Below are 19377 nucleotides of genomic sequence, written 5' to 3' on the forward strand. Positions count from 1 at the left end.
GTTGGCTGTTGTTTTAGCCTCGCAATAGTTGTTTGACTGTGCCAACTAATTCTGTGGGCTGAAAGGGTTTTGCTATATAGGCATCGGCTCCTTGTTTCATTCCCCAGTAGCGGTCAAATTCTTCTCCTTTGGATGAACACATCACCACTGGTACGTTTTGGGTTTTGGGATCTGCTTTGAGCCGGCGGCATACTTCATAACCGTTCATGCGGGGCATGACAATATCCAATACTACTAAATCTGGACAGTTATCTTGGATTCGCTCTAGGGCTTCTACGCCATCCGACGCTACGGAAACGGTTAATCCGCTGCCTTTGAGGAGGTTTGAGATCATCTCCCGTTGCGTTACGCTGTCTTCCACAACTAGAACTGTACTCATAGATTCTTACCTGACAAGCTGGATCAAATATATTAACTATTAACGGTCTTCTAGCGTTTGCTGGCGCTATCTGTTGCTGTTATAGCCTTTTTTTTAAGGCTTTTTTTCGGGGGTGTTTTTGACAAGTACACCAGAGCAAATGTTATTTTGCTCACAACAGCTATGTTATGGCTGTTTGGGAGGTTTTTAGAGGAAATAGATACTATAATATTATATTTGCTCATCTTTTGGGTAAGATGGCCGGCGCTACTCTTTGTTTTGAGGAGCGCAAAGCCACAATGCTCAATAATTGCTTTGTGTTTTGCTTAAGCAAGGGGCTTATGGGCCGGTAGGGGTGGGTTTTTATAGTTTGGTTATTTTTATGGTTTGGTTTTTTTGAGGGTGTGTAGGCAATTTTTAGATAGATAGCCTTTGCTAATTACCACTATAACTTTAAGAGCGCCCCTAACCTGAGTTCTCACCTGTTGTGGTATTTTGGTGGGTTTGGCATGGTGTTGAAGTCAATTGAAGGGGGAGGCCGGTGGTAGGGGGCCAGAAATGTCTAGGTCAAGTTCGGCTTCAAGGGCGTCTTCTAGTAATTTTTCTGGTCGGGGTTGGGTGGGATCTCCGGGCCCGGCGTATTTTTCGACGAGCATGAGCAGTTCGCTTTCGCCAAAGGGTTTGGTGAGGTAGTCGGTGGAGCCTACCATGCGAGCTTTTACGCGGTCAATAAAGCCGTCTTTGCCTGTGATCATGCAAATGGGGGTTTGACGAAAGGCGGTAGACCGGCGCAGCATGGCGCAAATTTCATAGCCATCGAGTAGGGGCATGGTGATGTCGCATAAGATCAAGTCGGGTTTGAGTTGAAATACGAGGCTGAGGGCTTTGACGGGGTTACTGATGCCGCTGGCTTCGTAACCGTGTTGGCTGAGAATATATTCGACTGATTTGCGGACGGCTACTTCGTCATCAATGCAAACGATGCGGGGGACTTTGGTGGCGTTGGTAGGAAAGAGTTCCCACCGGCTGTTGCGGTCGTTTTGATTTAAAGGGCCGGTAAGCTGGACAAGTCCTTGCTGGACATAAGGATGTATGGCTCTGGCGACGGTGAGGACGTCACGGTTGAGATAACGAGCCAGCGCTCGGATGGTTGTTTGACCATCGGCCCAGCGGGTGAGGGTGTTAAAGGTGGGTTCGGGTAGGCTTTCGCGGAGTTTTTCAAAGTCAGTGATGATTGGGCATTGGTTAGGAGATTGGATGTGGGGGTGAAATTGCTTCCATTCTTGGATGCGCTGGACGATTTTGGGTACGCAGTTGCTAATCTCTAGGGTGGTGAGTTGGGGGGCTAGGGGGGCGCCCATCTCGAAGATAAATGAGCCGTTATGGAGATCGAGCAGATCAAAGAGGGTTTCGTTGATCATGCTGTGAATGATGTTCCGCCCTTGGGAGGGGGTGATGATCCGGTTTTCTAGCAGCGCCCACAGGTAGCCGTATTCTGGTGCGTTATTGGCCGGTGTGGTGGGGGTGTCGAGGGTGTTGAGGGCGCTTTCTGCTTTATACCGGCGCAGGTAGTCTCGCAGGCGCGATATGTTGCTGTCGCTGTCTGCGGTGGCGTAGATGATTTGGCCGTTGTTGAAGAAGACAAACCAGGACTGTTCTTGTTGCTGTTGGTCGCTCCTGCGTTGCCGGTCGCTTGTTTTGATGACGGTGCTGGCGGCTGGGCTGTAGGCTTGTACGAACAGTTCGCCGGTTCGTTGCCCCAACTCTATGAGTTGCAGGATGCTACGCATATCAATTTCAGTAAGATTTCCCTGCATCCCCCTAAAAGGCTCTCCTTAGAAGCGTTTGTGTTTATTAAAATCGGTCTTTATGGCTTGCTAATAGACGGTTTTATGTGTTTGTTGCCTAAAAAGCGGCCTGTTGTTTTTGGTCTTGCTCAAATCGGTCACGTTTGGTGATGCCGGCTTGTGCAGGAAGTTTGTTTGTTTCTGCTTGATGCTGACGGGTGCGCGAATTGCCTCAAAAGCCTTTGGGTTGCTTTTTAATGTCAGGCGGTAACAACATTTACTCATATCTTGCTCAGCCATAGGCGGGTTTGGATGACGTTATATAATTTTGTTTGTCAAGCTGCCAGCCATGCGCGGGTTTAGAATCTAAACTTCTACTCTATCCTCTAGCTCTTGTCCTGCCAAGGGAGGCCCGCTTTTTAAAGGTGTCTTTGAGGTTTTGATCTCTGGGCTATTTTTGCTGGTGGACAATCGGCAGGCTGCTAAGATAAATGCTTTGCAGTGGTCTTGCTAGGAGGATTTCGAGTGCTTGTTTGGATTGGCAGTTATACATCTAGGAATTCTTGTGCTTTATTTTTTGGCTTTGGCTGCATTAGGTTTTTTCCGGGGCCGGGTTAATTTTTACTCTGCTAAAACTTTAACAGTTTTGTGAACGTTTATGTCTCTGGATCGACTTTTATTCTGTTGCTTGTTTAAGTGAATTTTAATTTATATCAAGGTTTTTAGTTTTTTTTGCCAAAAAGATTGTTAGGACTGAGAATGGTTAGAATTTTCAAGAGATAGACAAGCTGATCTATCTCTTAAAAACTATGCCTAAATGCCGGTATTGTATCTTTGCCTAAAATTGATTAGCTGGGTTTTGACAGCGGAGGTAGAGACGTAAGGCGCGGAACGTCTCTAGTCAAAAAAGCGATAGAAGCATCAAGGCCATAATTTCTAAAGCTGCTGGTCAGGTAAAATATAGATATAAAAGTCCCTAGAAAGCAGAAATTATTTTAATTATCACAGCTAGACGATTAGTAAGGATGGTTTGGGTAAAATAAAGCGGCGTTAAATTCCTGTAACTACTGTTTGTTTTAAGTGTGGAGGTTGGCAGTGGTGAGCCGGTTGTGGTTGATTGTTATTGCTGTTAAGCCGATAGTTAAGATCGTTAACAAAGCATAGGTATCGGCACACTGTCTTTTAAGGGCGAAGGTAAGGGCGAAGGATGGGCTCGCTTAAAGGGCGGCTGGGGCTGGCTGAAAAACAGCGGCAATTGAGGGTGAAAGAAGTTCACGAGGGGAGGGTTCAGGGCAATAAACGAGCAGCCAGCCTAAAAGATAACTGAGCGGGGTGAGTGAGAACGAGAAAAAGAATCAACAGGCTGTGGTATAACCAGAATGAAAAAGTGCTTTTTCATCGGCCCTAGAGGACTCTGGCAATGATTAACTTGCTAGTAGCTGATAGGCTGGCATTTGGGGAAACCTAAATCTAAGCAGGATACGAGATAGGCGCTTGCTCAAACATAAATATTATGTGTTGATCCAAGGGTGAGCGCTTAATGCAAATGTCTGTGATTAAAATTGTAAGGGGAATGGCTCAATAGCACGGTTGCTACGCCTTGGGCGCAGTTTCATAAGTTAAGCTAAGGTGCTGCTTGCAGGAAACGTTTATTTAAAAATTAGTAGTTTTAGATATAAAGAGGACGATCAGCGTGCTGTATCTAGCGGAAGTAAAAATACAAAAAGGCGGTGTCTTTGGTGGGAGTAAGGCTCAACTGAAACTGCTGGCCTGCCAGCGGGGTGAGCAGAGTTGGACTGCTGTACCAGGGGAAGAGGTGATTGATGCTGATGAGGCCGGCAAGTTTGAAAATGGAATGTTGGTTCTGGTTGACTTGAGTGCTAACAAGCAAGTACAGCGTCAACCTCAAGAAGCGGCGCGCCAGTTGGTGAGTATTTTGCAAAATTTCTCGCGGCTTCAGGATAAGTTTAAAACTCAGGAAGAGGAAATTGAGCAGTGGAAGCAATCACTGACTTATCAAAGTCAGGAACTCAACCGGCGCGAGATGGAGTTGCAGGCGCAAGAAGAAGAAATTGGCCAAATGCAGGGGGAGTTTGAGCGTTTAGAGCAAACTCGTCAAGAAATTGATAGTGCGCGGGACCAAGCAAACCAGTTACAGGCGGAGTTGGAGCAAAAACGGCAAGAGTTAGAGAATTCTTGGCAGCAGTTGAATGGTGAACGCCAGCGCTTAAATGAGCAGTTACAGGAAAATTCGGGAAGAAGTTTAGATGAGGAGCAGTCGCGGTATATTCAAGAGTTGATTGAGCATTTGTCTGGGGCGATTCCTCCTACGACGGCGGTGCGTGAGCAGCTTAATCGCGGGTTGGAAATGTTGTCGCTTTCTCAGTCGGTTTTAGACCAACATTGGCAAAATCTTGAGTCTTTCCGGGGACAGGCTCAGCAGTTACAGTCGGAGGTTGACCGGCATCTTTCGGAATTTAACGACCGAGAACGAGATTGCAATTCTGTTCGCGCATCGTTGGATCAAGCGCGGATGGCGTTGAAGGTGCAGGAAAATACTATGCGTTTGAAGGAAGATTACGCTCAGGCGCTTGGGTTGCGTTTGCAAACTCAGGAGGAATTGCACAGTACAATTTACAAGTTTGTTGATACTTCTGATAAGGTGAGTATTAGCCCGAAGGTTGATGTGGAGGCGCTTGAGAGAATGGCGCTCGATGAGTTACAGGGTTTGGTGCAGCAACTTCAGCAGACTTTGGAAAAGGATATTCCGTTTGTGAATGACCAGCAGGATGAGTTGCGCTCTTCGCGTGAGACGATTGATGAGTTGCAGGTTAAGTTGGGCCGGGTTAGTGATTATGAGCGCCGGTCTGTTGAGGAGGAGTTGGCGGATGAGCAAGACCGTTATGAGATGTTGAATAAGACGGTTGAGGGGCAGTTGCGTATTATTCGGGAGCGTAAGGAAATTTTGGCACAACATGAGGGGGTTTTATCGCGCCGTTTGGGTAGGCCGATGAGTTCGCTTTCTGATAGCCAGTTGGATTTTGCGCCGATTTTGAATGTGGTTGAGGCTCAACGTCAGCAAATGGCTGAGGAGTTACAGGGACTTGAGCGGGAAATTGAACAGATGCGCCAAAGTATTCAGCAGGCTCAGGGAATGATTGAGCACCAGGCGGGGGATACTTCTCGCCAGGAAGCCGAGTTAAGGCAATTGGAGGAGGCTTTGGTTTCTCGTCGGACGGCGGCGGCTCAGATGTGGGGTAAGGTGGGTTTGTATGAGGAGATGTTGCAGCCGGTGCAAGAGCGTTTAAATGAGGTTCGTTCGTCTTTGGAAGGGGCAGCAGGTAATCTCAATCATGTTCAAGAAATGGGCGATTATCAATTACAATTAATTGCTCAATTGCGTCAATTTATGCAGGGTTTGATGGGGGAGGTGTCTTAATAAAAATTGGGTTTTTGGGTGATTTTTCGGAGATTGCTAAAGTAGGGGATGTGAAGGAATGCAGGCTAATAATTTTAGGGGCATAAATTGTTTTTAAATTTGGCGGATTTCTATCCATTCTCCACATACTTCGGCATAACTTCCCCCCGGAAATGGATCGCTGCGAGAACGATTAGGTGCTGTTATTAACGCGGTTAATTTTTCGACTTGCTCGAAGTTGGGGGCGGTGGGGAGTATTTCAACTAAAAGCCGGTGTATAACTCGTCTTTGAATGGCAAGATGTGCTGTTTTTAATAACCGGCGATTAATAGCAATTTTTGATAGAAATTCAACATCATCTGATTTTTGTACTATGGCTTTTTCATAAAAATCACCGCACTGCTGTTCGAGATATTCAACATCAGCGCGTAACAATTCTGCGGTTTGACAGAGGTGTTTTTCTACTTGCGGGTTAAAGGTTTCTAAAAGCGGCAATAACTCTAAGCGAATGCGATTACGGGTATAATTTGTATCTTGATTCGTGGAATCTTCCCAAACTTTGATATTATTTTCTTGGCAAAATTGGCCGGTTTGCACTCTGGAAACTTCCAGCAACGGACGCACTAAATCAATTTTGTTTTCTAGGTCAGATAAAACCGGCATTGATCTTTTCCAACTTAAAGCCTGCAAACCTTCTGCACCACTACCACGCATTAAATTGTAGAGTAAAGTTTCGGCGCGGTCGGTGCAGGTGTGGCCGGTTACTATCAAATTATAGTTATTTTTTGTACAAATAGCGCCCAAAGCTTGATAACGCCAGGATCTTGCTGCTGCTTCGGTTTTAGGTATTTGTTGGGCAACTTCCAAAAAAAACGAAACTTGCAAATTTTTTGCTAACTCTGCCACATATTCAGCATTAGCCGCCGAGTCAATACGCCAGCGGTGATCGCAATGAGCAATAGCTAAATCCCAATTCCATTTTGGTTGTAAATCTAGCAACATTTGCAGCAGACAAAGTGAATCTTGACCCCCTGAAACAGCGACCAAAATTCGACTATTTCTAGGGAGGAGTTGCCGGGTTTTTAAAGTGCGGTGAATTTGAGCGTGTAGGGATGTCCAAGACATTTGGGTTAAATATAAAAACTTTATTGGTGAAAATGTAACTGGTGAAAAAGTCAAAAATAGTCTCTTCACCAGTCACAAGTCACGAGTTTAGAAAAACCAACCGTAAGAGTGTAAACCTTTACCCAAAATATTGACACCCAAATAACAAATCCAAACCACAACAAAACCGGCCCCCGCTAACAACGCCGGCTTGCGTCCTTGCCAACCTTTGGTAATGCGAGCGTGTAAATAAGCCGCAAATACCAACCAAGTAATTAAAGCCCAGGTTTCCTTCGGGTCCCAACTCCAATAAGAACCCCATGCTTCATTTGCCCAAACAGCACCGGCAATAATACCAATTGTTAGCAAAGGAAACCCTAAACCAATCACGCGATAACTGATATTATCCAGCGTTTCTGCAAGGTTCAGGCGTTGAGGAGAAAGTACCGCAGCGGTGGCCGGTTCAACGGTGAGACGTTCTAAAACTGCGGTGTTGCCGGTATTGTTATTTCCCTCAAAGGCGGCAACTTGAGGGGCAATGTCTTCACCGGCTTTTTGCAACTTATAAGCCGGAGTGCGAAAACCGCCGGTTCCTACCGAAGATCCATGCAATTCGATATTTTGACCTCTGGTGACAACAAGAAAAGCAATAGCCAACAGAGAACCCACCATCAGGGCAGAATAACTGAGCATCATAACGCTGACGTGCATCATCAGCCAGTTAGACTTGAGGGCCGGTACCAGAGGCGCGGAACCTTGCATTTCTGAAGGCAGAGTTAAAGCAGCAAAAGCCGTGATCGCCATTGCCACCGGCGCTGTCGCAACACCAACCAACCGCGACCGGCTCATATTTTCAGCGATCAGGTGAACAGTGGTGATCCCCCAAGTCAGGAAAAACAAAGATTCGTAAAGGTTGCTGAGGGGAAAATAACCAGCCTCTATCCAGCGGGCACCAAGCAAAGCGGCGATACAAAGATTGGCGACAGCCATGCCGGCGGTACCAAGGGCATTAAGATAGGGAATTTGGGGAAATGCTGCGCCTCCCCAGTAAACCAGCATTGTGATAAATAAAACGGCAAACGAGATATTATCTAACCCGTTTTGAAGTGCGACTAAATCCATGCAATGTGTTCTCCGCAGCTTTTTGGTTGAGGCGGGAGGTGTACGATTACACAAGGCTCCCCATCCGGCCAATAAAGTTTTTAGTGTGTGTGGATCTATCCTATCGATTCTGGTGTGCAGAATGTCTAACAAACTTGAGTTTGGGCACAACCGTGAGAAGTTGTTATCTGTAAAAACCTGGTTGCGGTCGTTAACGAATGCGGTAAACTAGCGGGTTGTGTGCGGCATAAATCGAGGCCGGAATGAACAACAAAGGAGAGGTGCCGGTGAATTTAAACGATCTTGTGGAAGACATCCGCTGTTTGGCGCAGGCTTATCAAGGCGATCCAATTGCGGTTTTAGGTGTATTGCGAGTGCTTGAGTCTTTGCATCGGGAAATTCGGGATGGGATGTTTCAAGAGTGCTTGCCAGAAAACCGGCAGCAGCTTTATGCTTTGCTGCGGGATATTGAAGCGGAGGGGGGATGGCCTCATATTCCGCGTATGCGAGTGCAAGCTTTACTGCAAAGCCTGCGGCTCGAAGCAGCAACTCAAGAACCTCCACAAGTAACTATTTTGCCTCAAGAAGAGTAAAGGCGTTGCCGTTGGTGGCGTAAGCTTTGGCTATTGCCAATTTAATCAAGGAGTTTCCATAGGACACCCAATTTTATCCATCGCGTCGGCTCAAATTTTAATACTTGTTTGAAACTGTACAGGCTTTGTTGCAATTGTAATGCAGAGGGCCGGTTTTGGCTTTGGCGCAGCCAGTCGCCTCGATCCAGTGTGCCGGTGATGGTGTAATTGTTAGTGTAATTGTTGGAGGTCGGTTCGCTGTTTTGGGTGGTCGGAGGAATGTTTAGTTCGTGTTCTATGTCTTTTTGATGAGCAATGAGTAAGTCACAGGCGGGACAATACCGGCAAGACTTGTTTAAAATGACTGGATCGCGTTGTTCTATTTCTATCACTAAAGGCACTTTCCGCAGCTTTGTTTTACCGGCACACTTGGGGCAAGCAGAAAATCGCACGTCTGTGTAGGGGTTGAGGAAAAAGAATCTGTAGCGGCGCGGTTGCTTTGGTATTCGTGTCATGGCCCTGGTTCTGTTGCACCATAGTTTTAGATTAGCTTATTTGATAAGCTATGCTGAAACTGTTATTTTTTTTTAATGTGCTGTGGGGGTGCGGCTGAAGAAAATAGCTTTTAGAAATCCAACTTAGAATCACTATTATAGTTTCACCTCTTTAATATTAGCCAAATCAAACAATATACCTACCGGCCTTTCTTCTTCCAGGTTTTCAATATTTCGTTCACACCTAACACCAAATTGACAAATATCACACGCTTTTGATCCTAAATTAATTTGCGGAAAATCTACCCTCATTTCTTGATAGCATTTCAGCCAGCAGGTTAAATTATTCAACAAAACCGTTAAATCTTCGCCTGTTTTTTTATGTTTGGTTTGATTGTAAGCAAACTTCACAAAACCCGGTGTATCTGGTTTATCCAAATTCGCCTTAACAAACCAATAAGTCATCGAAATTTGTTTTGCTGCGTAGTCACTTGTTTCTGCCAAAACATACATATAAAGCCGCGTTTGCCAATCTTTCTCTAACCGGCTTTTATTTTGGGGTACTGGGTAGGTTTTCCAATCAATAATTTTCGCTGTTTTTTCATCTGCCATCAACAAATCATACCGCACCACCAGCAAATACTCCCCGAAATTTAACGTCCGTTGGTGTTCTGCACTGCGAAAAATTTCTCCTTCCTCCTGATTATCAAAAATCTCAGGTGCCGCCGGAATTAAAGCCTCTAAACAGTGCCGTAATTCCGCGTCTTCTTGCAGAAAAGAATCCACCGGCAGTCCTAATTCTCGCTGCTGCATCAATAAGTGAAATCGGCTCCCCCAAGCCAGCTTTTCTTGTTGTTCGGGAGAGGCCGGCGACCCCAATAAATCCAGATAAGTATGTTGAAATTTTCGGGGACAAGTTTCTAGTAAATTTAGCTGCCCTTGAGATAATCGCATAGCTCACATAGCTGTTAAAAAGACGGGGGAATTTGGTAAAAAACTGCGGAATTTTATTACCCATTCCTGTTTTATTATATCAGAAAAACTCACACTTTTGTCAAGACAAAAACACTGCCTTCATTGCCTCTACCAATTCGCAGATCGGCATCTAAATAAGTAATATCTAGCCAGCCTTGCTGTTCGCGGGGTTCGAGTTTAAAATCAAGGGCAACAAACTTTTTATTTTCTTCGATTTCGGCAATATAATTGCTAGGGGATTGATAGCCAATCAACCGCTGTAACCCAACAATAGAACGATTAAATTTCACCTGAACCCGACGATCATTGACTTGTTCAAAACCGGCAACCACACTGATAATACCTTCTAAAAAAGGTACGCCATAAACTTCAGCAATATTATAAACTTTCGATTCATTAACCCGAATAGATTGATAAATTTGGCCTAGTTTGAAAACAGGAAATTGATCAATTCCTAAAAGTCCGCGACTGGTTGTATAAAGTAAGCGCCAATCGCCATTAAGTAAATCTGCGGCTTCCAGAGGACGAGGCGTAGGGTTGCGGTCTTCTAATTTGGCAACCGCTGATAAAATAGCAGTTTTATCGGTTGGTGTTGCCAGTAAACCGCGATTTTTGCCAGCAATGATTCCTAACAATTCAGCTTTGCCAAGCATAGGGGTGACAGAATAAGAATGAAGAATTTTACAAACAGCGACTGAGCGAACAAAGGCTCACCTCAGCCAGAACCCGCCAAAAATGCCGGTGAACTGCACTGATTTTAACGCAAGGTTGTAATATACTGATGGCAGTTGTTAGATGTGGGCGATTTTATTTGCAGGAGTCAAGAATGTATAACCCGTCACTGCGTGAAGAACCTCGCTATAAAATGGCAGACGTTATTCCCGTAAGACAAGAATCTTCTTTGATCGTCTGGCTGGAAAATACCGGACGCATGATTGCCCGCGATGCTTTAGATCAAGACTATCTCGAAGAAGAAGCAGCCGAATTTTCTGAGTTGATGTCAGCAGAGGAAGGCACTTTTGATATCGAAGAAGATGACGATGATGATGAGATCGCACTGGGTGATATCGTCTAATTGCTGATGGTTAATGGGTAATGGGGGTTTTAAAATTACCTATTACCTTTTGCCAATAAGCAATTAAAGTGTTAACCGGAGAGTCGTTCTCAGTCTCAGGATAATTGGTGTGAGGAGTACGAGAGTAAAACCTGTGGACGCAAAATTATTTCCGAGTTCTTCATTGAAACTGTCAGGTACTAATTTGTTTTGGCTGCTAACTACCGGCCTCAGCGCGGCGGTCTTAATTTTAGACATCACAGCAGGCCGGCTTAACAATTTAGGCGCATCGCTAACTTTACCATTTTTGATTTGTGCGGGTGTGGTAACAATAGCTGGTTATTGGACAGTGCCGGTGTTACAAAGATTAAAAACCGGTCAAATTATCCGAGAAGACGGCCCCCAAGCGCATCTTAAAAAAGCAGGCACTCCGACAATGGGCGGGGTGTTTTTTGTGCCGGTGGGTGTGATTATTTCTTTGTTGTGGGTAGCATTTTTTCCCGCAAAAGATAGCGGTCAAATTGCAGTTTTTGCCGCTGCTATGCTTACCCTTGCCTACGGATTTATTGGTTGGTTAGATGACTGGCAAATTTTACGGCTTAAATCCAACAAAGGAATTTCTCCTAAAACAAAACTCGCGCTACAAATAGGATTTGGGGCGCTTTTTTCTTTAGGGTTAATTGTGCAAAGCTATTTCACAAAAACTCTGCCAAGCAACATTACAACCATCGCCTTACCTTTTGGTTTGGCTATCCCTTTGGGATTAATATTTTGGCCGTTTGCTGACTTTGTTTTAGTAGCCGAAAGTAACGCCACCAACCTCACCGATGGTGTTGATGGATTAATGGGAGGACTTGGTGCCATTTCCCTATTAGGATTAGGTGCAATTGTTGCCCCCACTTCCCCCGATTTAATGATGTTTTGTGCCTGTATGAGCGGCAGTTGTTTGGGATTTGTTGCCCACAATCGAAACCCGGCGCGTGTCTTCATGGGAGACACCGGCTCCCTTGCATTAGGTGGAGCATTAGGTGCCGTTGCCATCCAAACAAATAACATTTGGAGTTTATTAATTATTGGCGGAATTTTCTTTATTGAAACGCTTTCCGTCATGGCACAAGTTGGCTATTATAAAGCCACAAAAGGCCCAGATGGCATTGGCAAACGCCTTTTGAAAATGGCTCCTTTGCACCATCATTTAGAGCTTTCTGGGTGGACAGAAAGACAAATTGTAGCGATTTTTTATGTAATCAATGCTTTGTTAGTTCTCCTAGCATTGGCGGTTCATTAAACTTGTTTGTAGTGAGGGCTTAAGCCCTCATTAACCGCACCGCCGAAAGCATTTTTAAAATCAAATCTTCTTACCTCCATCCCGCTCTGCAAGGCAAACTACAAAGTAAAATAAAATGGTATGAGCCGGTGGGTAGAGAAATCGGCATACAAAGACATTCCGCATCAAAACACCCCATCCCCAACCCTAAATTCATCTGCTATAGGCTGCGTTTATCTGCGGTTAAAAAAATGACTTTTCTCCCCAAAACCTCCGTAATCATCCCCATCCATAACGGAGAAAAAGACATCCCCGAACTGCTAGAATGCTTAGAAAACCAAACCTACCCCAAAAACTTAATAGAATACCTCCTCATAGACAATAACAGCACAGACAACACCCCTAACCTCTTAAAAGCAGCAAAACTCCCGCCCCTTAGCCAGAAAGAAATTCAAAGTTCCTACGCAGCCAGAAACACCGGCATCCACGCCGCCACCGGAGAAATTATCGCCTTCACAGATGCCGATTGCCGACCCAAACCAAATTGGTTATTAACATTAATTCAGCCATTTGTCAAGCCTCAAATAGGCATAGTTGCCGGAGAAATAATCGCTTTACCGGGTAAAAGTTTGCTCGAAAAATACGCCCAAAAAAAAGAAATTTTATCTCAAAAACACACCCTCGCTCATCCCCATTGCCCCTACGGGCAAACAGCTAATCTTGCTATTCGCCGGCAGATATTTCAAGAAATGGGATTATTTCGCCCTTATTTAACAACCGGTGGCGATGCAGATATTTGTTGGAGAATTTTAAAACAAACAAACTGGCAACTCGAATTTGTCCCCGAAGCCATAGTTCAACACCGGCACCGCTCAACTTGGAAAGAACTGCATTCTCAATGGAAAAAATATGGTCAATCAAACCAATATTTACATCAATTGCACGGGATAGACTTAACAAGAGAACTGACAAAAAAAGAATTTATTTATAGAATAAGCCGGTGGCTAATCAAAGAACTACCCCTCACCACAATCAAAACAATTTTCGGGCAAACTCCACCCCTAGATTTATTAACCACCCCCATAGATTTGTATTGCTTTCAAGCTAGAACTGAAGGCCAAAAACAAGCCACCTTAAGCGAAACAGCCAAACAAATAGAAAACCTGGAAAAATCACCCTAAAATTAGCGCTACATCTGTATTGAACAGCCTTTTTTCTAAAAAGTCGTTTGCCCAAATCTTGCCCCAGAATTATCCCTATAGCTAAACCCCCGCCTACGACCAAAGGAATAGACAAAAAGGCAAGCCTAAGCAATAAAACCCGTGCTAAACTGAAAAAACAAGCGGCAGGGGAAATCAAAAATGAGCGTTGCCAAACAAAAAGAAAACAGCGAAAAAATCTCATCAAACACAGCAAAACTCGTACTCGTGGATGATGAACCAGGACTCAGAGAAGCAGTACAAGCTTATTTAGAAGACAGCGGCTTTACTGTCCACGTTGCAAGTAACGCCAAACAAGGCTTAGAACTCGTAGACCAAAAACAGCCGGATTTGGTAATTACAGATGTTATGATGCCGCAAGTTGATGGCTATCAATTTCTGAAACTACTGCGTGAAGATCCCCGCTACAAAGCTTTGCCGGTTGTATTTTTAACTGCTCGCGGCATGACAAGCGACCGCATCCAAGGATATCAAGCCGGTTGTGATGCTTACATTTCCAAACCATTTGATCCTGATGAGTTAGTTGCTATTGTGGGCAATTTATTAAACCGCAGAGAAGCTACAAAAACGGTTCCTGCGGATGGAGAAACGCCGGATATTACGGAATTGGCCAGCCAAATTGCCGAGATAAAATCTTTATTAACCGGTCGCACCGGCATACCCCAAAGCCCTAGCCCTATTAAAGTAGACTTAACACCCAGAGAGCAAAGTGTTTTAGATTTGGTAGCCCAAGGTTTAATGAATAAAGAAATAGCCCGCCGGCTCGATACCAGTGTTCGCAACGTAGAAAAATATGTGAGCAGACTCTTCAGCAAAACCGGCACAAACAGCCGTACTGAATTAGTCCGTTTTGCCCTGGAACACGGTTTAACGAAATAGGGTTTTTTTGGGGTAGGTACAGTCTAGGCTACCCCTACGCGCCCTCCTCCATCCGCAGTCCGCGTCCCCAGTGGCTTTACAATAAAAAAGCATCATAAAGAATGCAGCTAAAGCCACATCACAAGTAAAACAGCCCATGACAATCAAACGAATTGCGGCAATTTTGGTAATTTTTTTCAGCCTTGCTCTGCCCGGTTGCGTGGCTTCTGCCGCCGCCGGCCTTATTCCTTATGTTGATAGCGTCGATGGTTATCAGTTTCTTTACCCCAATGGCTGGCAGGAAGTCAAGGTAAGCAATGGCCCGGATGTGGTATTTCACGATTTGATTGAAGATACCGAAAACCTCAGTGTTGTGATTAGTCCAGTGCCCGAAGGAAAAACCCTGGCCGATTTAGGCGATGCAAGCGAAGTGGGTTATAAACTTTCCAAAAAAGCGATAGCCCCGGAAAATTCGGGTCGCACCGCCGAATTGGTTTCTGCTGAATCTCAGACTGCCGGTGATAAGACTTATTATGTCTTAGAATATGCAGTGAAATTGCCAAACAATAAACTGCGTCATAACTTGGCAAGTGTTGCAGTCAGTCGGGGAAAACTTTATACTTTTAATATTTCTGCGACCGAAAAACGCTGGCAAAAACTTAAGACAAAATTTACCCAAGTCGTCAATTCTTTTTCTGTGTATTAGGGACTGATGGGGGCGGGAACCCCTGCACCGCCCCTACGGTAATTGTTTGTTTTAAGGGGTTTGTTGTTAGTAGGAAATTTTCATCAAGTCCCAACTTTAAGCCTCGCTTTTTCAAATTTCAAATTTCAAATTTCAAATTTCAAATTACCTATCTAAAAGCGATATGTTGCCGCTATTTTTATTAGCTTCTGCTTCTCCTGCTCGCCGGCGCTTGTTGCAAACTGCCGGCATTGATGCCATTGTGTGTCCGAGCGATATTGATGAGTCGCAAATTAAAAAGTCTGATCCGTCAGAATTGGTGCAAACTTTGGCAGAATTGAAAGCCGAAAATATTGCTCTGCGGCTGAAAAATGGGGAAGTGCCGGTGAACAGTCCGCCATTACCTGAGAGTGTTGCTTCTTGGTTAATTGCTGGTTTTGATTCGGTGTTGTGGCTGAAGGGTGAAATACATGGTAAACCGGCAGACGCAGCCGAAGCAATTGAGCGCTGGAAAATGATGCGTGGTAACATCGGAGAGCTTTACACCGGCCACGCATTAATTGATTTAGCTACAGAGAAAGTTCTGGTTGCTACGCAGGTGACGCGGGTTTATTTTGCTCAGGTAAGTGATGCAGAAATTGAAGCGTATGTTAGCACCGGCGAACCGCTTAAATGTGCAGGTTGTTTTGCTTTAGAAGGTAAAGGCGGTTTGTTTGTAGAAAAACTGGAAGGTTGCCATACAAACGTGATTGGCTTGAGTTTGCCGCTGCTGAGAGAAATGCTTGCCAAACTTGGCTACAAAGTCACAGATTTTTGGCAGTAAGGGCGAAAAAATACCTTAAAAAAGGGAAAAAGTGCGGAGGGATTGTGAAAAAATCAAAAATTTAAAACCCAAAATTAAGGGTGCGGATTGCATATAAAATCAGGAAGATATTTAGGCCAAGGCTAATTAGTAATAACAGTTTTTGGGGCGGGAATTGATAAGTGTTATGTGCTGCTTCTTTAGCCCATAAAGTTACGTTGGCGAGTTGCTGCTGGATGCCGTCAAGTTTCCAATGGGTACCACCATACAAACCTTCTAAGGTTTTATTGACTTCGGTTATTTGCTTTTCTAACTGCTCGATCTTGTGAGATAACTCAACTTCTGTGTTGAGATTGGCCGGTTTCAACGAGTAGGTTAATTTATTGTTGCTCATGGCGGATTTATCTCCTCTAAAAGTGTACTTTTTTCAAACTCTAAGCCGGTAAATAAATTTGATTTCGCGGGGTTTAATGCAATTGAGGTCGAATACGTTACCTACTTTATTTATAATCTATCTTCTGGCCCTGCTAACTCTCCCGTCAGTAAGATTTGCTGGCCCCACATAAGAGGGATTGTCGATATGATGGCAAATGGCATGATATAGAATGGATAGAAATCACAGGCGACTGCCCTAGGGATGAGATTTATTTTTAACATTTAGTTTGCATTGGTGGATTTAAATTTTTATCCTTTTGGTCGCCAAAATTCAGTTGGTAAATTGAAAAAGAAGGTGAAATAAAGTCAAGAATTATATAGTTATAATGCAGGAAGATAGTAAGCCCATCGTTTAATTTAGCAAAGGAACGCCCCAAAATGTGCAGTAACATGGCAAACGACCGGCAAGCTGAACAAAAACCGACGGACTTGAAAAACAAAATTACAGAGATTGAGTGTATTGAACACGCCAATTTTGCTGGAAATGAAGATATAGAAAATAATGTTTATGTTCGGGTGGCTGCTTTAGAAGAAGCCAATGCCAGATTATTAGCAGAAATAGAAAGGCGAAAGCAGGCGGAACAAGCGTTAAAAGAACAACAGGAATTTTTGCGAATGGTGATTGCCAATGCGCCTCTTACACTTTGGGCGCTTGATGCTAATGGGGTGTTTACATTTTCGGAAGGAAAGCTATTAGAAAAGTTGGGAATAAAAGCAGGGGAAGAAGTTGGAAAATCGGTTTTTGAAGTGTACCGGCAGGTTCCGGAAATTGTCGAAAATAGCCGTCGTGCTTTGCGGGGAGAAACGTTTGCCGCTACTGTAGAATTGGCAGGATTAGCTTTTGAATCGTGGTACCGGCCGGTTTTGAATAATAGGGGCGAAGTTATCGCAGTGATTGGGGCTGCATTTGATATTACTGATCGCAAACAAATGGAAGAAGATTTGCGAGAAAGTGAAAGAAAAAATAGCAGTTTGTTGAGTGCGATTCCTGATTTAATTTTTAGGATGAGCCGTGATGGGACTTATTTGGATATAAAAGCACCAAAAAATAGCCAATTATTGATGGCAGTGGAACAGCAAATTGGGCAAAATATTTATGACGTTTTGCCGAGGCCGGTGGCAGAAAAGAGAATGTATTATCTTGAAAGGGCTTTATCCACCGGCCAGTTACAAGTTTTTGAATATCAATTACCTTTTCCTGATGTTTATCAGCGTCATTATGAAGCGCGAATTGCGGTGAGTGGCGATTCGGAAGTGTTAACAATTGTGCGGGATATTACGGAAAGAAAATACGCCCAACAAGCCTTACAAGAAGCAAAAGATCATCTACAAGCTGTGTTAGATGCGGTGCCGGGGTGTGTTTCTTGGGTGAGTTCAGATTTGAAATATTTGGGAGTTAATGGTTACTTAGCAGATATTTTTAAACTGTCTCCAGAAAGTTTTATGGGCCAAGAAGTAGGCTTTTTGCAAGCGGCGGGTAAATTGCGAGAACTTTTAGCAGATTTTTTTAAGTCGTCCAATTGGGAATACTGCCAAGAAATTGAGACAAATATATCAGGAGAAGCGCGCCAGCATTTAGTTTTTGCTCAAAAGTATAATTCAGGAAAGATGGCGGTTTGTGTGGGGGTGGATATTAGCAAATTAAAAAAAGCCGAAGCCGAGCGAATGAAGGCAGAAATCAAATTACGAGAAACGCAAGAACATGACCGACTTTTAGCAGAAATTGCTTTGAGAATTCACCAGTCTTTAGATTTGCAAGAAATTCTGCAAACAACTGTTGATGAAGTCCGGCATTTTTTGCAAGCAGATCGGGTTTATATTGGGTATTTAGATGAAAATGCGGATGGCAGAATTGTGGCGGAATCTGTTTTGTCTGGGTTTCCTTCTGTGTTGGATTTTGTTACAGCCAGCACTCTTTATCGGGAGGAAATAAAACCATTATTTGACAGCAATTCTGTTCGGGTTGTGAATGATATTAGCCTAGCAAATTTTTCGCATTATTTAGCAGAGTTTTATGACAAGTATCAGATTAAAGCTAGTCTGACGGTGCGGATTATTTTGGATGAAGAACCCTTTGGCTTATTGGGGGTAAATCAGTGTGCTGCTGCTCGGAATTGGGAGGTATTTGAGATTGAATTGCTGGAACGACTGGCGACGCAAGTAGCGATTGCTATTAAACAAGCAAAACTCTATAAAAAGTTGGAAAATCATAAGGATGATTTAGAAAGACAAGTGACCGCAAGAACGGCGGAACTGCAAGAAAGAAATCAAGAATTGCAAGAGTTGAACCGGCTCAAGGATTTATTTTTACACGCGGTAACGCATGACCTCCGCACGCCGGTGATGGGGTCATTATTGGTGTTGAATAATTTATTGAATTTGGGTGAAATTAATGGAGCTTTAAGCTCGGTAATTTCTGTGCCTAGTTCGATTTTAAAGCGGATGAAACAAGGAGCCGAACGACAGTTAAAAATGATTAATTCATTGCTGGAAGTGCACGCAACTGAAGTGCGAGGAATGCGGTTACAGTGCGAGCCGGTTTGTCTGAGAGAAATGATGCAAAATATATTGGAAGATTTACAGCCTTTGCTGCTTGAAAATCAAGCTTTGCTCAGGTGTGAAATTTCCCCGAATTTACCTTTGGTAATGGCTGATTCGGCGCAGTTGTGGCGGGTGTTTGAAAATTTAATTGTCAATGCTTTAAAACACAATCCCCCAGGGTTAGAGTTAAGTTTTACGGCTATTTGTGAAGGGGGAGAAAGCAATTTTGATGGCCAAATTATTCGCTGCGCCCTGAAAGATAATGGTGTGGGAATGACTCAGGAACAATGCGAGAAGCTTTTTGATCTTTACACTCGTGGTAGTAATATGCGCCGCTCAATGGGGTTGGGTTTGGGGTTATATTTATGTCGGCAAATTATTGCGGCTCATCAAGGCGAAATTGGTGCTATCAGTACGCCTGGTGCCGGTGCGACTTTTTGGTTTACTTTGCCGGTTTTTAAGCCCTGAGCGTGTGATCCCTGATCCCTTTCCGAAGGGTCACTTGTGCAGAGATCCGGGCTTTGTCTCCACTTTTTTTATTGGCATTTGGATATTAAAACCTGGCAACTGGTTAAGAAAAACTTTATAAACTAGGCATAAATTTCTTAAAAAATTCCCCGGATTTTTTAGATAGTTATGATTATCCTGTTCAATCAAAGCAAGGTTGCCGGCCAAACGTTCCTTTGCTATGATGTCAATAATCAAA

At 44.0% G+C, this 19377-nt stretch carries 18 protein-coding genes; 9 read left to right on the forward strand and 9 right to left on the reverse strand.

What is annotated here, in order from left to right; genetic code table 11:
- Positions 1-13 precede the first annotated feature (13 nt).
- The 3 genes from NG798_RS14560 to NG798_RS14570 form a co-directional block, all read right to left on the reverse strand.
- Positions 14-379 carry a response regulator transcription factor gene (locus NG798_RS14560; RefSeq protein ID WP_261224220.1) on the reverse strand — a complete coding sequence of 122 codons (366 nt, stop codon included), beginning with the start codon at positions 377-379 and terminating at the stop codon, positions 14-16.
- Positions 380-879: 500 nt separating this feature from the next.
- Positions 880-2175: a response regulator gene (locus tag NG798_RS14565; RefSeq protein ID WP_261224221.1), complete on the reverse strand. Its 1296-nt coding sequence runs from the start codon at positions 2173-2175 to the stop codon at positions 880-882.
- Between the two features lie 60 nt (positions 2176-2235).
- Positions 2236-2445: a hypothetical protein gene (locus NG798_RS14570; RefSeq protein WP_261224223.1), complete on the reverse strand. Its 210-nt coding sequence runs from the start codon at positions 2443-2445 to the stop codon at positions 2236-2238.
- A 1393-nt stretch (positions 2446-3838) separates the two neighbouring features.
- Between NG798_RS14570 and hmpF the strand changes: the two genes are divergently transcribed.
- Positions 3839-5584 carry a pilus motility taxis protein HmpF gene (hmpF, locus tag NG798_RS14575; RefSeq protein ID WP_261224225.1) on the forward strand — a complete coding sequence of 582 codons (1746 nt, stop codon included), beginning with the start codon at positions 3839-3841 and terminating at the stop codon, positions 5582-5584.
- A 93-nt stretch (positions 5585-5677) separates the two neighbouring features.
- On the opposite strand, the gene tilS is transcribed toward hmpF, so the two are convergent.
- Together tilS and ccsB are read right to left on the reverse strand one after the other, a co-directional pair.
- Entirely contained in the window at positions 5678-6688 is a 1011-nt protein-coding gene (gene tilS / locus NG798_RS14580) for a tRNA lysidine(34) synthetase TilS (protein ID WP_261224414.1), read from the reverse strand.
- 87 nt (positions 6689-6775) lie between these two features.
- A complete protein-coding gene (gene ccsB, locus NG798_RS14585) occupies positions 6776-7789 on the reverse strand; it encodes a c-type cytochrome biogenesis protein CcsB (RefSeq protein WP_261224227.1) in 1014 nt (337 codons plus the stop codon).
- 242 nt (positions 7790-8031) lie between these two features.
- On the opposite strand from ccsB, the gene NG798_RS14590 reads away from it, so the two are divergent.
- Positions 8032-8361 carry a hypothetical protein gene (locus NG798_RS14590; RefSeq protein WP_261224229.1) on the forward strand — a complete coding sequence of 110 codons (330 nt, stop codon included), beginning with the start codon at positions 8032-8034 and terminating at the stop codon, positions 8359-8361.
- 41 nt (positions 8362-8402) lie between these two features.
- Here NG798_RS14590 and NG798_RS14595 read toward each other — a convergent pair whose 3' ends face one another.
- From NG798_RS14595 to NG798_RS14605, 3 genes are all read right to left on the reverse strand, one after another.
- Positions 8403-8855, reverse strand: a complete 453-nt coding sequence (locus tag NG798_RS14595) for a hypothetical protein (RefSeq protein ID WP_261224231.1) — start codon at positions 8853-8855, stop codon at positions 8403-8405.
- Between the two features lie 135 nt (positions 8856-8990).
- Entirely contained in the window at positions 8991-9788 is a 798-nt protein-coding gene (locus NG798_RS14600) for a PD-(D/E)XK nuclease family protein (RefSeq protein WP_261224233.1), read from the reverse strand.
- Positions 9789-9877: 89 nt separating this feature from the next.
- Complete coding sequence (locus NG798_RS14605) at positions 9878-10462, reverse strand: PAP/fibrillin family protein (RefSeq protein ID WP_261224235.1); 585 nt, start codon at positions 10460-10462, stop codon at positions 9878-9880.
- Between the two features lie 173 nt (positions 10463-10635).
- On the opposite strand from NG798_RS14605, the gene NG798_RS14610 reads away from it, so the two are divergent.
- From NG798_RS14610 to NG798_RS14635, 6 genes are all read left to right on the forward strand, one after another.
- The gene (locus NG798_RS14610) at positions 10636-10884 is read left to right on the forward strand and encodes a DUF3134 domain-containing protein (RefSeq protein WP_261224237.1); all 249 of its coding nucleotides are present in this window, start codon (positions 10636-10638) and stop codon (positions 10882-10884) included.
- A gap of 133 nt (positions 10885-11017) precedes the next feature.
- On the forward strand, positions 11018-12151 hold the full coding sequence (gene mraY, locus NG798_RS14615; RefSeq protein ID WP_261224238.1) for a phospho-N-acetylmuramoyl-pentapeptide-transferase: 1134 nt from the start codon (positions 11018-11020) through the stop codon (positions 12149-12151).
- Between the two features lie 230 nt (positions 12152-12381).
- Entirely contained in the window at positions 12382-13311 is a 930-nt protein-coding gene (locus NG798_RS14620; protein ID WP_261224240.1) for a glycosyltransferase family 2 protein, read from the forward strand.
- A 180-nt stretch (positions 13312-13491) separates the two neighbouring features.
- Positions 13492-14229: a response regulator transcription factor gene (locus NG798_RS14625; RefSeq protein ID WP_261224242.1), complete on the forward strand. Its 738-nt coding sequence runs from the start codon at positions 13492-13494 to the stop codon at positions 14227-14229.
- A 136-nt stretch (positions 14230-14365) separates the two neighbouring features.
- On the forward strand, positions 14366-14914 hold the full coding sequence (gene psbP, locus NG798_RS14630) for a photosystem II reaction center PsbP (protein WP_261224244.1): 549 nt from the start codon (positions 14366-14368) through the stop codon (positions 14912-14914).
- Between the two features lie 163 nt (positions 14915-15077).
- Positions 15078-15716: a nucleoside triphosphate pyrophosphatase gene (locus tag NG798_RS14635; protein ID WP_261224246.1), complete on the forward strand. Its 639-nt coding sequence runs from the start codon at positions 15078-15080 to the stop codon at positions 15714-15716.
- 61 nt (positions 15717-15777) lie between these two features.
- Here NG798_RS14635 and NG798_RS14640 read toward each other — a convergent pair whose 3' ends face one another.
- On the reverse strand, positions 15778-16089 hold the full coding sequence (locus NG798_RS14640) for a hypothetical protein (protein WP_261224248.1): 312 nt from the start codon (positions 16087-16089) through the stop codon (positions 15778-15780).
- A gap of 419 nt (positions 16090-16508) precedes the next feature.
- On the opposite strand from NG798_RS14640, the gene NG798_RS14645 reads away from it, so the two are divergent.
- Positions 16509-19139, forward strand: coding sequence for a PAS domain-containing protein (locus NG798_RS14645; protein WP_261224250.1), 2631 nt, complete (start codon positions 16509-16511; stop codon positions 19137-19139).
- Positions 19140-19377 lie beyond the last annotated feature (238 nt).

The sequence above is a fragment of the Ancylothrix sp. D3o genome, from assembly GCF_025370775.1.
GTDB lineage: Bacteria > Cyanobacteriota > Cyanobacteriia > Cyanobacteriales > Oscillatoriaceae > Ancylothrix.

What these genes read in the sequence shown, in the direction of transcription:
- NG798_RS14560 (WP_261224220.1), bottom strand. Translation starts at nt 379, where the DNA reads ATGAGTACAGTTCTAGTTGTGGAAGACAGCGTAACGCAACGGGAGATG.
- NG798_RS14565 (WP_261224221.1), bottom strand. Translation starts at nt 2,175, where the DNA reads ATGCAGGGAAATCTTACTGAAATTGATATGCGTAGCATCCTGCAACTC.
- NG798_RS14570 (WP_261224223.1), bottom strand. Translation starts at nt 2,445, where the DNA reads ATGGCTGAGCAAGATATGAGTAAATGTTGTTACCGCCTGACATTAAAA.
- tilS (WP_261224414.1), bottom strand. Translation starts at nt 6,688, where the DNA reads ATGTCTTGGACATCCCTACACGCTCAAATTCACCGCACTTTAAAAACC.
- ccsB (WP_261224227.1), bottom strand. Translation starts at nt 7,789, where the DNA reads ATGGATTTAGTCGCACTTCAAAACGGGTTAGATAATATCTCGTTTGCC.
- NG798_RS14590 (WP_261224229.1), top strand. Translation starts at nt 8,032, where the DNA reads ATGAACAACAAAGGAGAGGTGCCGGTGAATTTAAACGATCTTGTGGAA.
- NG798_RS14595 (WP_261224231.1), bottom strand. Translation starts at nt 8,855, where the DNA reads ATGACACGAATACCAAAGCAACCGCGCCGCTACAGATTCTTTTTCCTC.
- NG798_RS14600 (WP_261224233.1), bottom strand. Translation starts at nt 9,788, where the DNA reads ATGCGATTATCTCAAGGGCAGCTAAATTTACTAGAAACTTGTCCCCGA.
- NG798_RS14605 (WP_261224235.1), bottom strand. Translation starts at nt 10,462, where the DNA reads ATGCTTGGCAAAGCTGAATTGTTAGGAATCATTGCTGGCAAAAATCGC.
- NG798_RS14610 (WP_261224237.1), top strand. Translation starts at nt 10,636, where the DNA reads ATGTATAACCCGTCACTGCGTGAAGAACCTCGCTATAAAATGGCAGAC.
- NG798_RS14620 (WP_261224240.1), top strand. Translation starts at nt 12,382, where the DNA reads ATGACTTTTCTCCCCAAAACCTCCGTAATCATCCCCATCCATAACGGA.
- NG798_RS14625 (WP_261224242.1), top strand. Translation starts at nt 13,492, where the DNA reads ATGAGCGTTGCCAAACAAAAAGAAAACAGCGAAAAAATCTCATCAAAC.
- psbP (WP_261224244.1), top strand. Translation starts at nt 14,366, where the DNA reads ATGACAATCAAACGAATTGCGGCAATTTTGGTAATTTTTTTCAGCCTT.
- NG798_RS14635 (WP_261224246.1), top strand. Translation starts at nt 15,078, where the DNA reads ATGTTGCCGCTATTTTTATTAGCTTCTGCTTCTCCTGCTCGCCGGCGC.
- NG798_RS14640 (WP_261224248.1), bottom strand. Translation starts at nt 16,089, where the DNA reads ATGAGCAACAATAAATTAACCTACTCGTTGAAACCGGCCAATCTCAAC.
- NG798_RS14645 (WP_261224250.1), top strand. Translation starts at nt 16,509, where the DNA reads ATGTGCAGTAACATGGCAAACGACCGGCAAGCTGAACAAAAACCGACG.